Raw genomic sequence first — 13,774 nt, 5'->3', positions numbered from 1 at the left:
CGAATTTAGCTTGTTCAAGATTGGAACCGATGGCCTGAATGGCGGTTGGTGAAACAGAATTTGCCTGGCGGCGATAGCGCGGTGGTCCCACCTGACCCCATGCCGAACTCAGAAGTGAAACGCCGTAGCGCCGATGGTAGTGTGGGGTCTCCCCATGCGAGAGTAGGGAACTGCCAGGCATCAAATAGAGAAAAAGCCCCACGCTGATGCGTGGGGCTTTTTCTTTTTCTGTTTCTGTCGTTTCTTACCGTCTCTTACCGTCTCGACCTTACCTATACGAGGCGGATTTCCTCGCCTGCGATGATTTATCCACGGTTTGTCGCTGATAATCGGGTAGACTAGAGTCTGTTTAGTCAGGATGAGATAGTCGTTTCATGTCCAAGCCCCTTACATCACTTAGTGAATATACCACCTTTGCTTTGCCGGCTCAGGCTGAGCGGATCGTGCAGGCGGATAGCGCTGCTGCGTTGCTCATGCAATGGCAGTCGGCGCAGGCGCGCCAACAACCTGTTCTGATCTTAGGCGGCGGGAGCAACGTCCTGCTGATGGAAGATTTTGCCGGCTGCGTGATCCTTAATCGTATTCTTGGCATCCAAGTACGCGAGGAGGCGCAAAGCTGGCATCTGCATGTCGGTGCGGGTGAAAATTGGCATGACTTGGTGCGTTATACGCTCGATCACGCGATGCCTGGTCTCGAAAATCTTGCCCTGATCCCCGGTTGTGCTGGGTCGGCCCCGATTCAAAATATCGGTGCCTACGGTGTCGAGTTCCAGCATGTCTGTGAGTATGTGGATGTGCTGGATCTACGCAACGGCGATCAGCAACGCCTGTTAGCCGATGAGTGTGCCTTCGGCTACCGTGAGAGTATCTTTAAGCATGGTTACCGTGATGGCTATGCGATCATCGCGGTAGGCTTACGCCTGAACAAGTGCTGGCAGCCGCATCTGAGTTATGGTGATCTCGCGCGTCTCGATGTAGCTACGGTAACGCCGCGAGCGGTGTTCGATGCGGTTTGTCAGATGCGGCGAAGCAAGCTCCCTGATCCCGCGCAGAGCGGTAATGCGGGGAGTTTTTTCAAGAATCCCGTGGTGGAGGAGGCGACAGCCTTAGCGATTCGTCAGCAGTATCCACAGATGCCTTACTACCCTCAGCCTGATGGCCGAGTCAAGCTGGCTGCGGGATGGCTCATTGACCGTTGCGCCCTGAAAGGATGGCGGATCGGCGGTGCGGCAGTACATCGCCAGCAAGCGTTGGTCTTGATCAATGAAGAGCATGCGACCGCCGCCGATATGATTGCGTTAGCGCGCCATGTACGTCAGCGCGTCGGCGAGACTTTCGCTGTCTGGTTAGAGCCGGAGGTACGTTTTATCTCTGCTCAGGGTGAGGTGGATGCAGTGGGGGTGCTAGCATGAGAGATATTACGGTTCCGTTGAAGTTGATCGCCTTACTGTCCGACGGCGACTTCCATTCCGGTGAGCACCTTGGTGAGTCACTGGGGATGAGTCGCGCCGGGATCAATAAACACATCCAGACGCTACGTGATTGGGGTATTGATGTCTTTACCGTCCCTGGAAAAGGTTACTGCCTGCCCACACCGATGCAGTTGCTGAGCGCTGAGGCGATCACAGCCCAGTTGCCACATGCTAGGGTGACCGTATTACCGGTAGTCGACTCAACCAATCAGTACTTATTAGATCGCATCAGCGAGCTGCAATCTGGCGATGCTTGCGTCGCCGAATACCAACAAGCTGGGCGTGGTCGTCGTGGACGTCAGTGGTTTTCTCCCTTTGGTGCGAATCTTTACCTCTCCATGTATTGGAAGCTGGAACAAGGGCCCGCTGCGGCGATGGGGTTAAGCTTGGTTATCGGTATTGTGATGGCCGAGGTGCTGCGTGAGCTGGGTGCTGATGGGGTAAAGGTAAAGTGGCCGAATGATCTTTACCTCAACGATCGTAAGCTAGCCGGGATCCTTGTCGAGTTGACGGGAAAGACCGGTGATGCGGCGAATATCGTGATCGGTGCCGGGATCAATCTGATGATGCGTAATCCTGACGCTAACGTGGTCGATCAGCAGTGGATCAACCTACAAGAGGTGGGGGTCACTATCGATCGTAATCGTCTGGTCGCCTGCCTACTAGGACGGTTGCGTGCCACGCTCACCGAGTTTGAGTTACGTGGCTTGGCGCCATTTATTGCGCGCTGGCGTGCGCTGGATAACTTTATCGATCGCCCGGTACGGTTGCTGATTGGCGAGCAGACCATTCATGGTATTGCCCGCGGTATCGATGCTCAAGGGGCATTATTATTGGAGCGGGACGGAGTGGTGACCCCTTTTATCGGTGGTGAGATTTCATTGCGGGCCGGTTGAGTGGCGATGGGGGAGCATGGCTCCTCCATCATCAGTGAAGGGATAGGCGTCGGGACGACTTATTTACGTAGGCGAACACTCTCTATCGCGTGATTGCAGCCCTTGGTCATAATCAGGCTGGCGCGTTCACGGGTCGGTAGGATATTTTGCCGTAGATTTAACCCATTGATCTCTTTCCATAGCCCACTGGCGATGGCGATAGCCTCAGACTCCGGCAATTGCGAGTAGTGGTGGAAATAGGAGTCAGGGTTAGTGAAGGCCCCCTCGCGAAATTTCAGAAAGCGGTTGATATACCAGGCCTGTAATTGCTCTTCGGCGGCGTCGACATAGATCGAGAAGTCGACAAAATCAGAAACAAAGACCCGATGCGGATCATGTGGATAATCCATGCCGCTCTGTAGGACGTTTAATCCTTCGAGGATCAGAATATCTGGACGCTCGATGACCTTATCGCCATCGGGTACTACATCGTAGATCAAGTGAGAGTATTGCGGTGCGCTAACCTGTGCCACGCCGGATTTAATGTCGGAGACAAACTTCACCAGGCGATGCATATCATAAGATTGCGGAAAGCCCTTTTTCTTCATTAGGCCACGCTCCTGCAACACCTTATTCGGGTGCAGGAAGCCATCGGTGGTAATCAATTCGACGCGGCGGTGTTCCGGCCAACGACTGAGCAAGGCCTGGAGTACACGTGCCGTGGTACTTTTGCCGACGGCAACACTACCCGCAATACCGATGATGTAAGGGACGCGTGGATTGTGCGTACCAAGAAATTTCGCTAACACGGCCTGACGACTGACACTGGAACTGAAGTAGAAATTCAGTAGGCGTGAGAGCGGCAAATAGATCTGGGCAACCTCATCCAAAGAGAGATCTTCATTAATACCCTTGAGACGGGTAATTTCGTCTTCGCTCAGCGTTAATGGGACGGCGTTACGCAATGCCGCCCACTGTTGGCGATCGAATTGCAAGTATGGGGTCGCCAGGGATTGCTCTTTCTTCATATGCCCGTGTCTGCCTGTCAGCGCAAGATGGAAACGGCGCGGACGCCAACTCCAGAGAAATCGAGTCGCTTATTATAGACAGCTTCGCTTAGGGTGCAGCGCTTTTTTCCTAAAGTTGCTGCAATCTGTCCGTGGAGACGGGAACGGGTGGCCTGCGGTACCGTGGTGAGCCGTGAGCCGACACGAGCGAGAGTGGCAAAGGTAACGTACAGCGTGCGATTCAGTGGGGAACAATAGGCTTTCTTCTTCCCCTGCTTTGGACTATGCTTGTGCGCGATGTGTTGCTGCGAACGATATACACCTGCTGTATCGAAGCGATGTAGTAAGGTGGAACTGCCTACTTTGCGTGTTTTATGAGCGAAGAGGCGTAAAATCGAATTTTTTTGTTGCATCGCTGACGATCACTACCTAGAATGCGCGCTACTTGATGCCGGCTTAGCTCAGTAGGTAGAGCAACTGACTTGTAATCAGTAGGTCGCCAGTTCGATTCCGGCAGCCGGCACCATCAAGTACAACAATCCGGTGTGGTGGGGTTCCCGAGCGGCCAAAGGGAGCAGACTGTAAATCTGCCGTCTCAGACTTCGAAGGTTCGAATCCTTCCCCCACCACCATTTATTCAGCCTTAGTAATAGGGCTTGGAGTGTAGGTTGTCGATACGCTCCAGAATACAGCGGTACGAACAGTAATGTCGGCCGGTGTAAACTCTACAGAACAATCAGGTAGCCGGGTTCAGGTGCGGGCATCGTATAATGGCTATTACCTCAGCCTTCCAAGCTGATGATGCGGGTTCGATTCCCGCTGCCCGCTCCAAACATGTGCTGATATGGCTCAGTCGGTAGAGCGCACCCTTGGTAAGGGTGAGGTCCCCAGTTCGATTCTGGGTATCAGCACCATCTCTCTTTTCCCCCTTCTGGTTTCTCTGTAATAAATTTCAGCAAGCATAATAGACAGCATTCAGCGATATATGCTTGGTTGATGTGGTGATATCACCGATTTATCCGTGTATTAGAGGGACAATTAATGTCTAAAGAAAAGTTTGAACGTTCAAAACCGCACGTTAACGTCGGTACTATCGGCCACGTTGACCACGGTAAAACTACCCTGACCGCTGCTATCACCACCGTACTGGCTAAGACCTACGGCGGTAGCGCTCGCGCATTCGACCAGATCGATAACGCGCCGGAAGAAAAGGCTCGTGGTATCACCATCAACACCTCTCACGTTGAATACGACACCCCGACCCGTCACTACGCTCACGTAGACTGCCCGGGGCACGCCGACTACGTTAAGAACATGATCACCGGTGCGGCGCAGATGGACGGCGCGATCCTGGTTGTTGCTGCGACTGACGGCCCGATGCCGCAGACCCGTGAGCACATCCTGTTGGGTCGCCAGGTAGGCGTTCCGTACATCATCGTGTTCCTGAACAAGTGCGACATGGTTGATGACGAAGAGCTGCTGGAACTGGTTGAGATGGAAGTTCGCGAACTGCTGTCTCAGTACGACTTCCCGGGCGACGACACGCCGGTAATCCGCGGTTCTGCGCTGAAAGCGCTGGAAGGCGAAGCCGAGTGGGAAGCGAAGATCATCGAACTGGCTGAAACTCTGGACTCCTACATCCCGGAACCTGAGCGTGACATCGACAAGCCGTTCCTGCTGCCGATCGAAGACGTATTCTCTATCTCTGGCCGTGGTACCGTTGTTACCGGTCGTGTAGAGCGCGGTATCATCAAGGTAGGCGACGAAGTTGAAATCGTTGGTATCAAGCCGACCACCAAGACCACCTGTACTGGCGTTGAAATGTTCCGCAAACTGCTGGACGAAGGCCGTGCTGGTGAGAACGTTGGTGTTCTGCTGCGTGGTACTAAGCGTGACGAAATCGAACGTGGTCAGGTACTGGCTAAGCCGGGCACCATCACTCCGCACACCAAGTTCGAATCTGAAGTGTACATCCTGAGCAAGGATGAAGGCGGCCGTCATACTCCGTTCTTCAAAGGCTACCGTCCGCAGTTCTACTTCCGTACTACTGACGTGACTGGTACCATCGAACTGCCGGAAGGCGTAGAGATGGTAATGCCGGGCGACAACATCAAGATGGTTGTTACCCTGATCCACCCGATCGCCATGGACGATGGTCTGCGCTTCGCAATCCGCGAAGGCGGCCGTACCGTTGGCGCGGGCGTTGTTGCTAAAGTTATCGAATAAGATTTGACGCAGCACGCGATAAAAGGGCATCATTTGATGCCCTTTTTCTACGCAGTTTGACAAGAACCTATCTCATCAGTGGTTTTTTCCCGCATAATTACTGGTGAGATGGGCTCTGGCGATACGGCGTATGGTGCCGAATCGCGGCGTGCCGCACCAACACGCGAGCAACGTCGCTTTTTGCAGATATAAATGTGCTATCCACATTGGTATCTCGTAAGATTCTCATTCGGTTTGGTTTGCCTCGCGATGCGGGGCAAAGTTGTTTTTCTGGAATCTAGTGACAGGTTGGTTTATGAGTGCGAATACCGATGCTCAAGGGAGCGGGCGTGGCCTGGAAGTCATGAAGTGGCTGGTTGTCGCCGTTCTGCTGATCGTAGCCATCGTCGGTAACTATATTTACCGTGATGTGAGTCTGCCACTGCGTGCTCTGGCCGTTGTGGTTATCATCGCTGCCGCCGGCGGCATCGCCTTGATGACGACGCAGGGTAAAGCGACCGTGGCGTTTGCTCGCGAAGCGCGTACCGAAATGCGTAAAGTGATTTGGCCGACACGTCAGGAAGCGCTGCATACGACTCTGATCGTCGCCGCAGTGACCGCCGTTATGGCACTGATTCTGTGGGGACTGGATGGTATTCTGGTCCGTCTGGTTTCCTTTATTACTGGCCTGAGGTTCTAAAATGTCTGAAGCACCGAAGAAGCGTTGGTACGTCGTTCAGGCGTTTTCCGGTTTTGAGGGTCGCGTAGCCCAGTCGCTGCGCGAGCATATCAAACTGCACAATATGGAAGAGCTGTTTGGTGAAGTCATGGTGCCGACCGAGGAAGTGGTCGAAATCCGTGGTGGCCAGCGTCGCAAGAGCGAGCGTAAGTTCTTCCCGGGTTATGTCCTGGTGCAGATGGTGATGAACGACGCTAGCTGGCATCTGGTGCGTAGTGTGCCGCGTGTGATGGGCTTTATCGGCGGGACTTCTGACCGTCCTGCACCGATCAGCGACAAAGAAGTGGATGCGATCATGAACCGCCTGCAGCAGGTGGGTGATAAGCCGCGTCCGAAGACCCTGTTCGAGCCGGGCGAGATGGTCCGCGTCAACGAAGGGCCGTTTGCCGACTTCAACGGTGTGGTGGAAGAGGTGGATTACGAGAAGAGCCGCCTGAAGGTGTCTGTCTCCATCTTTGGTCGCGCTACGCCGGTCGAACTGGACTTCAGCCAGGTCGAGAAGGCGTAATAAACGTCGTCACGCAGTAAAAGTGCATTGCCATAGGCGCGAAATTGAACTACAATTTCGCGCCTTTTGTATTTATGGGCTGCTGCATTTGGCGGCACATAAAGCGTTTTACCATCACGGGGAGCCTCTCCGAGGCGATATGACCCAATTGAGGAAATTTTAAATGGCCAAGAAAGTCCAAGCCTACGTGAAGCTGCAGGTCGCAGCTGGTATGGCTAACCCGAGCCCGCCAGTCGGTCCGGCTCTGGGTCAGCAGGGTGTTAACATCATGGAATTCTGTAAGGCGTTCAATGCTAAGACTGACAGCATTGAAAAAGGTCTGCCGATTCCGGTTGTTATTACCGTTTACTCTGACCGTTCTTTCACTTTCGTCACCAAGACCCCGCCGGCTGCTGTTCTGCTGAAGAAAGCGGCAGGCATCAAGTCTGGTTCTGGCAAGCCGAACAAAGACAAGGTCGGTAAAGTGACCCGTGCTCAGGTACGTGAAATCGCAGAAACTAAAGCTGCGGACATGACTGGTGCTGACGTTGAAGCGATGTCTCGCTCAATCGAAGGTACTGCTCGTTCCATGGGCCTGGTAGTGGAGGACTAAGAAATGGCTAAGCTGACCAAGCGCATGCGCGTGATCCGTGAAAAAGTTGATGTAACTAAACAGTATGACATCAACGAAGCCATTGCTCTGTTGCAAGAGCTGGCCACTGCTAAATTCGTTGAAAGCGTAGACGTTGCCGTTAACCTCGGCATCGATGCGCGTAAATCTGACCAGAACGTACGTGGTGCTACCGTCCTGCCGCACGGCACCGGCCGCACTGTACGCGTTGCCGTCTTTACCCAGGGTCCGAACGCTGAAGCGGCTAAAGCTGCCGGCGCTGACCTGGTAGGTATGGAAGATCTGGCTGACCAGATCAAGAAAGGCGAAATGAACTTCGACGTTGTTATTGCTTCTCCGGATGCAATGCGCGTTGTTGGTCAACTGGGCCAGATCCTGGGGCCGCGTGGCCTGATGCCGAACCCGAAAGTGGGTACCGTTACGCCGAACGTAGCTGAAGCGGTTAAAAACGCTAAAGCTGGCCAGGTTCGCTATCGTAACGACAAGAACGGCATCGTTCACAGCACCATCGGTAAGGCTAACTTCTCTGCTGAGCAGCTGAAGGAAAACCTGGAAGCACTGATGGTTGCCCTGAAGAAGGCTAAGCCGGCAACTGCTAAAGGCGTCTACATCAAGAAAGTTTGCCTGTCCACCACCATGGGCGCAGGCGTAGCTGTTGATCAGGCGACTCTGAGCGCAGTGGCTAACTAATCCTGCGGGATTAGGATTTGCCTTTTCGCTTTACGCGGGCGTCGGTTTTGTCTAAAATCTAACGCCCGCACATTCTATGAATGTAAAGCGAACGAATTTTCGGTTGGAGTCTGGCCTATTTCCAGACCTCCGTCCAAGACCGCAGGTGTTTCGTTAGAGACTTAATCTTCCTGCGTAGACGGTGACAGAGCCCGAAGAAATCTTTTTTAGATGTCTGGATTCTGCTCACCGTGTTTCTATGCTCGTGCATGGTTTCGGCCATAAGCGAGTGAAGTGAGTTCCGGAGTCATTCTCCGGCAAAAATCCAGGAGCACAAGCTAATGGCATTAAATCTTCAAGACAAACAAGCGATTGTTGCTGAAGTCACCGAAGTAGCCAAAGGCGCGCTGTCTGCTGTCGTTGCGGATTCCCGTGGCGTAACCGTAGACAAAATGACCGAACTGCGTAAAGCAGGTCGTGAAGCTGGCGTTTACATGCGTGTTGTTCGCAACACCCTGATGCGCCGCGTCGTTGAAGGTTCTCAGTTCGAGTGCCTGAAAGACACGTTTGTTGGTCCGACCCTGATTGCATTCTCTATGGAACACCCGGGCGCTGCCGCTCGTCTGTTCAAGGCTTTTGCCAAAGACAATGCAAAATTTGAGGTCAAAGCTGCAGCCTTTGAAGGTGAGCTGATCCCGGCGGCCCAGATCGACCGTCTGGCAACTCTGCCGACTTACGAAGAAGCAATCGCACGCCTGATGGCGACCATGAAAGAAGCCGCTGCCGGCAAATTGGTCCGTACTCTGGCTGCTCTGCGCGATCAGAAAGAAGCTGCTTAATCGCTGCTTTGCTACTGTCGCACTTGCTAACGTATAAACTATTTCTGATTTTTAGGAACAATTGTCATGTCTATCACTAAAGAGCAAATTCTGGACGCAGTTGCAGAAATGTCCGTAATGGACGTTGTTGAACTGATCTCCATGATGGAAGAGAAATTCGGTGTTTCTGCTGCTGCTGCTGTAGCTGTTGCCGCTGGCGGCGCTGCTGAAGCTGTTGAAGAAAAAACTGAATTCGACGTAGTCCTGACCGCTGCTGGCGGCAACAAAGTTGCTGTCATCAAAGCTGTCCGTGGCGCAACCGGTCTGGGCCTGAAAGAAGCCAAAGACCTGGTAGAATCTGCTCCGGCAGTTCTGAAAGAAGCCATCAGCAAAGACGACGCTGAAGCTCTGAAGAAAGCTCTGGAAGAAGCTGGCGCTTCTGTTGAAGTTAAATAAGTTTAACTTCTTGGAGTACAGTCTGTGCTAACAGGCTGATGGCTGGTGACTTTTTGGTCACCAGCCTTTTTGCGCTGTAAAGGATGCCTGTGAGGTTTCACACTGTTTAGTCACAGGTTATCCCCAATACTTGTTTCTATCGACGCCTTAATATACTGCGTCAGGGCCGTGAGTTACGGCGCTGTGTAAAGCGCAATGAAATGGTTTAAGAGTGATAGAAACAAGTATTGCGAAGGGGGATTCACCCTTTCGGTCACAAAATGGTGTTGCGTGAACTGTCCTATCAGGACGGACAAAATGGGTCGACTATTCAGCGAGCTGAGGAACCCTATGGTTTACTCCTATACCGAGAAAAAACGAATTCGTAAGGACTTTGGTAAGCGTCCCCAAGTGTTGGACGTTCCCTATCTCCTTTCTATCCAGCTTGACTCGTTCCAGAAGTTTATCGAGCAAGATCCGGAAGGTCAGTATGGTCTGGAAGCGGCTTTTCGCTCCGTATTCCCGATCCAGAGCTACAGCGGCAACTCCGAGTTGCAGTATGTTAGCTATCGCTTGGGTGAGCCGGTATTTGACGTTAAAGAGTGTCAGATCCGTGGCGTAACCTACTCTGCTCCGCTGCGCGTAAAACTGCGCCTGGTGATCTACGAGCGCGAAGCGCCGGAAGGCACCGTTAAGGACATCAAAGAACAAGAAGTTTACATGGGTGAAATCCCGCTGATGACCGAAAACGGCACCTTCGTCATCAACGGCACCGAGCGTGTTATCGTCTCCCAGCTGCACCGCAGCCCGGGCGTATTCTTCGACAGCGACAAGGGTAAAACCCACTCTTCTGGTAAGGTGCTGTATAACGCACGCATTATCCCTTACCGTGGTTCCTGGCTGGACTTCGAGTTCGACCCGAAAGACAACCTGTTTGTTCGTATTGACCGCCGCCGTAAGCTGCCGGCTACCATCATCCTGCGCGCATTGGATTTCACCACCGAGCAGATCCTGGATCTGTTCTTCGACAAGGTGATCTTTGAGATCCGCGACAACAAGTTGCAGATGGAGCTGGTACCGGAGCGTCTGCGTGGCGAAACCGCCTCCTTCGATATCGAGGCCAACGGTAAGGTCTATGTCGAGAAAGGCCGTCGTATCACCGCGCGTCACATCCGTCAGTTGGAAAAAGATGATGTTAAGCTGATCGAAGTCCCGGTTGAGTACATCGTCGGCAAAGTGGCGGCTAAAGATTACATCGACGAGAGCACCGGCGAGCTGATCTGCGCCGCCAACATGGAGCTGTCGTTGGATTTGCTGGCCAAGCTGAGCCAGTCGGGTTACAAGCGCATCGAAACGCTGTTCACCAACGATCTGGATCATGGCCCGTACATGTCCGAGACGCTGCGTGTCGATCCGACCAACGATCGTCTGAGCGCGCTGGTAGAAATCTACCGCATGATGCGCCCGGGTGAGCCGCCGACACGCGAAGCCGCCGAGAATCTGTTCGAGAACCTGTTCTTCTCCGAGGATCGCTACGATCTCTCTGCGGTTGGCCGCATGAAGTTCAACCGTTCTCTGATGCGTGATGAGATCGAAGGTTCCGGTATCCTGAGCAAAGAAGACATCATCGAGGTGATGAAGAAGCTCATCGATATCCGTAACGGTAAAGGCGAAGTCGACGATATCGACCACTTGGGCAACCGTCGTATCCGCTCTGTGGGCGAGATGGCGGAAAACCAATTCCGTGTGGGTCTGGTACGTGTTGAGCGTGCGGTGAAAGAGCGTCTGTCCCTGGGCGATCTGGATATGCTGATGCCGCAGGACATGATCAACGCTAAGCCGATCTCTGCCGCCGTGAAAGAGTTCTTCGGTTCCAGCCAGCTGTCCCAGTTTATGGACCAGAACAACCCGCTGTCCGAGATCACTCACAAGCGTCGTATCTCCGCGTTGGGCCCAGGCGGTCTGACCCGTGAGCGTGCCGGCTTTGAAGTGCGAGACGTACACCCGACCCACTACGGTCGCGTATGTCCTATCGAAACGCCGGAAGGTCCGAACATCGGTCTGATCAACTCCCTGTCTGTGTACGCACAGACCAACGAGTATGGTTTCCTGGAAACTCCGTATCGCCGCGTGCGTGACGGTATCGTGACCGACGAGATCCATTACCTGTCTGCCATCGAAGAAGGCAACTTCGTTATCGCCCAGGCGAACTCCAACCTGGATGATGAAGGCCGCTTCGTTGAAGATCTGGTAACGTGCCGCAGCAAGGGCGAATCCAGCTTGTTCAGCCGTGACCAGGTTGACTACATGGACGTTTCCACCCAGCAGGTGGTTTCCGTCGGTGCGTCCCTGATCCCGTTCTTGGAACACGATGACGCCAACCGTGCTTTGATGGGTGCGAACATGCAACGTCAGGCGGTACCGACCCTGCGCGCCGATAAGCCGCTGGTTGGTACCGGTATGGAGCGTGCGGTTGCCGTCGACTCCGGTGTAACCTCCGTCGCCAAGCGCGGTGGTATGGTGCAGTACGTGGATGCGTCCCGTATCGTCATCAAGGTTAACGAAGATGAGATGTTCCCGGGCGAAGCCGGCATCGACATCTACAACCTGACCAAGTACACCCGCTCCAACCAGAACACCTGCATCAGCCAGATGCCGTGTGTCTCACTGGGTGAGCCTATTGAGCGTGGCGATGTGCTGGCCGACGGTCCGTCCACCGATCTGGGCGAACTGGCACTGGGTCAGAACATGCGCGTGGCGTTCATGCCGTGGAACGGTTACAACTTCGAAGACTCCATCTTAGTCTCCGAGCGCGTGGTACAGGAAGATCGCTTCACCTCTATTCATATCCAGGAGCTGGCCTGTGTGTCTCGTGACACCAAGCTGGGGCCGGAAGAGATCACTGCCGACATCCCGAACGTCGGTGAGGCCGCACTTTCCAAGCTCGACGAATCCGGCATCGTTTATATCGGCGCCGAAGTGAAGGGTGGCGACATCCTGGTCGGTAAGGTAACGCCGAAAGGTGAAACCCAGCTGACGCCGGAAGAGAAGCTGCTGCGCGCCATCTTCGGTGAGAAGGCGTCTGACGTGAAAGACTCTTCTCTGCGTGTGCCGAACAGCGTTTCCGGTACCGTTATCGACGTACAGGTCTTTACCCGCGATGGCGTGGAAAAAGACAAGCGTGCGCTGGAAATCGAAGAGATGCAGCTCAAGCAGGCCAAGAAAGACCTGACCGAAGAGTTGCAGATCCTGGAAGCCGGTCTGTTTGCCCGTATCCACGACGTGCTGGTTGCCGGTGGCGTGGAAGCGGAAAAACTGGAAAAACTGCCGCGTGACCGTTGGCTGGAGCTGGGCCTGGCGGATGAAGCCAAGCAGAACCAGCTGGAGCAGCTGGCCGAGCAGTACGATGAGCTGAAGGCTGAGTTCGAGAAGAAACTGGAAGCCAAGCGTCGTAAGATCACCCAGGGCGACGATCTGGCGCCGGGCGTGCTGAAGATCGTTAAGGTGTACCTGGCGGTGAAACGTCAGATCCAGCCGGGCGATAAGATGGCAGGTCGTCACGGTAACAAGGGTGTTATCTCTAAGATCAACCCGATCGAAGATATGCCTTACGATGAGAACGGCACGCCGGTCGATATCGTACTGAACCCGCTGGGCGTACCGTCACGTATGAACATCGGTCAGATCCTGGAAACCCACCTGGGTATGGCGGCGAAAGGCATCGGCGACAAGATCAACGCCATGCTCAAGCAGCAGCAGGAAGTGGCCAAACTGCGTGAGTTCATCCAGAGAGCCTACGATCTGGGTGACAACACCCGTCAGCAGGTGGATCTGAACACCTTTAGCGATGACGAAGTTCTGCGTCTGGCGGAAAACCTGAAGAAGGGTCTGCCGGTTGCAACGCCAGTGTTCGACGGTGCTAAAGAGCGCGAAATCAAGGGCCTGCTGGAGCTGGGTGGTATCCCGACCTCCGGTCAGATCACCCTGTATGATGGTCGCACCGGTGAGCGTTTCGAGCGTCAGGTAACCGTGGGTTACATGTACATGCTGAAACTGAACCACTTGGTCGACGACAAGATGCATGCGCGTTCCACCGGCTCCTACAGCCTGGTTACCCAGCAGCCGCTGGGTGGTAAGGCGCAGTTCGGTGGTCAGCGCTTCGGGGAGATGGAAGTGTGGGCGCTGGAAGCTTACGGCGCCGCCTACACCCTGCAGGAAATGCTCACCGTTAAGTCTGATGACGTGAACGGCCGTACCAAGATGTATAAGAACATCGTGGATGGCAGCCATCAGATGGAACCGGGCATGCCGGAATCCTTCAACGTACTGTTGAAAGAAATCCGCTCGCTGGGCATCAACATCGAGCTGGAAGACGAGTAAGCACTCGAATCCGTACCGATCACAGGGCGCCCGTTACGGCGGGCGCCTTAAGAGTT

12 protein-coding genes, 4 tRNA genes and 1 rRNA gene are annotated in these 13,774 nt (G+C 54.1%); 15 read left to right on the top strand and 2 right to left on the bottom strand.

Annotated elements, in window-relative coordinates; genetic code table 11:
• Positions 1 to 63: 63 nt before the first annotated feature.
• The 3 genes from rrf to birA all read left to right on the top strand — a co-directional run bounded on the left by rrf (position 64) and on the right by birA (position 2,368).
• Positions 64 to 179: ribosomal RNA gene (gene rrf / locus DCL27_RS15705) — 5S ribosomal RNA — on the top strand.
• Positions 180 to 374: 195 nt separating this feature from the next.
• Positions 375 to 1,412 (top strand): UDP-N-acetylmuramate dehydrogenase, encoded by a 1,038-nt coding sequence (murB, locus tag DCL27_RS15700; protein WP_005280507.1) that lies wholly within the window; start codon positions 375 to 377, stop codon positions 1,410 to 1,412.
• Positions 1,409 to 2,368, top strand: coding sequence for a bifunctional biotin--[acetyl-CoA-carboxylase] ligase/biotin operon repressor BirA (birA, locus tag DCL27_RS15695; RefSeq protein WP_035599307.1), 960 nt, complete (start codon positions 1,409 to 1,411; stop codon positions 2,366 to 2,368). The genes murB and birA overlap by 4 nt, the downstream gene beginning before the upstream one ends.
• Before the next feature lie 59 nt (positions 2,369 to 2,427).
• On the opposite strand, the gene coaA is transcribed toward birA, so the two are convergent.
• Both coaA and DCL27_RS15685 read right to left on the bottom strand, forming a co-directional pair.
• Complete coding sequence (gene coaA, locus DCL27_RS15690; RefSeq protein WP_005280503.1) at positions 2,428 to 3,375, bottom strand: type I pantothenate kinase; 948 nt, start codon at positions 3,373 to 3,375, stop codon at positions 2,428 to 2,430.
• A 17-nt stretch (positions 3,376 to 3,392) separates the two neighbouring features.
• Positions 3,393 to 3,767, bottom strand: coding sequence for a hypothetical protein (locus DCL27_RS15685; protein ID WP_127519436.1), 375 nt, complete (start codon positions 3,765 to 3,767; stop codon positions 3,393 to 3,395).
• Positions 3,768 to 3,804: 37 nt separating this feature from the next.
• Between DCL27_RS15685 and DCL27_RS15680 the strand changes: the two genes are divergently transcribed.
• The 12 genes from DCL27_RS15680 to rpoB all read left to right on the top strand — a co-directional run bounded on the left by DCL27_RS15680 (position 3,805) and on the right by rpoB (position 13,718).
• A tRNA-Thr gene (locus tag DCL27_RS15680) sits at positions 3,805 to 3,880 on the top strand.
• A 21-nt stretch (positions 3,881 to 3,901) separates the two neighbouring features.
• Positions 3,902 to 3,986: transfer RNA gene (locus DCL27_RS15675), tRNA-Tyr, on the top strand.
• A gap of 124 nt (positions 3,987 to 4,110) precedes the next feature.
• Positions 4,111 to 4,185, top strand: a tRNA-Gly gene (locus DCL27_RS15670).
• A gap of 7 nt (positions 4,186 to 4,192) precedes the next feature.
• Positions 4,193 to 4,268 (top strand) — tRNA-Thr (locus tag DCL27_RS15665).
• A gap of 127 nt (positions 4,269 to 4,395) precedes the next feature.
• Entirely contained in the window at positions 4,396 to 5,580 is a 1,185-nt protein-coding gene (gene tuf, locus DCL27_RS15660) for an elongation factor Tu (RefSeq protein ID WP_024522593.1), read from the top strand.
• A 295-nt stretch (positions 5,581 to 5,875) separates the two neighbouring features.
• Entirely contained in the window at positions 5,876 to 6,259 is a 384-nt protein-coding gene (secE, locus tag DCL27_RS15655; RefSeq protein ID WP_005280496.1) for a preprotein translocase subunit SecE, read from the top strand.
• Position 6,260: 1 nt separating this feature from the next.
• Positions 6,261 to 6,806 carry a transcription termination/antitermination protein NusG gene (gene nusG, locus DCL27_RS15650; protein WP_005280494.1) on the top strand — a complete coding sequence of 182 codons (546 nt, stop codon included), beginning with the start codon at positions 6,261 to 6,263 and terminating at the stop codon, positions 6,804 to 6,806.
• Positions 6,807 to 6,969: 163 nt separating this feature from the next.
• The gene (rplK, locus tag DCL27_RS15645; RefSeq protein ID WP_005280490.1) at positions 6,970 to 7,398 is read left to right on the top strand and encodes a 50S ribosomal protein L11; all 429 of its coding nucleotides are present in this window, start codon (positions 6,970 to 6,972) and stop codon (positions 7,396 to 7,398) included.
• 3 nt (positions 7,399 to 7,401) lie between these two features.
• The gene (rplA, locus tag DCL27_RS15640) at positions 7,402 to 8,106 is read left to right on the top strand and encodes a 50S ribosomal protein L1 (RefSeq protein ID WP_005280487.1); all 705 of its coding nucleotides are present in this window, start codon (positions 7,402 to 7,404) and stop codon (positions 8,104 to 8,106) included.
• Between the two features lie 320 nt (positions 8,107 to 8,426).
• On the top strand, positions 8,427 to 8,924 hold the full coding sequence (gene rplJ, locus DCL27_RS15635; RefSeq protein ID WP_005280485.1) for a 50S ribosomal protein L10: 498 nt from the start codon (positions 8,427 to 8,429) through the stop codon (positions 8,922 to 8,924).
• Positions 8,925 to 8,990: 66 nt separating this feature from the next.
• Positions 8,991 to 9,359, top strand: coding sequence for a 50S ribosomal protein L7/L12 (gene rplL, locus DCL27_RS15630; RefSeq protein ID WP_005280479.1), 369 nt, complete (start codon positions 8,991 to 8,993; stop codon positions 9,357 to 9,359).
• A gap of 330 nt (positions 9,360 to 9,689) precedes the next feature.
• A complete protein-coding gene (gene rpoB, locus DCL27_RS15625; protein WP_005297612.1) occupies positions 9,690 to 13,718 on the top strand; it encodes a DNA-directed RNA polymerase subunit beta in 4,029 nt (1,342 codons plus the stop codon).
• The last annotated feature ends 56 nt before the right edge of the window (positions 13,719 to 13,774 follow it).

Source organism: Edwardsiella tarda ATCC 15947 = NBRC 105688 (genome assembly GCF_003113495.2).
In the GTDB taxonomy this organism is placed as follows: Bacteria; Pseudomonadota; Gammaproteobacteria; order Enterobacterales; family Enterobacteriaceae; genus Edwardsiella; species Edwardsiella tarda.
This window is presented reverse-complemented; position numbering and strand designations above follow the sequence as displayed.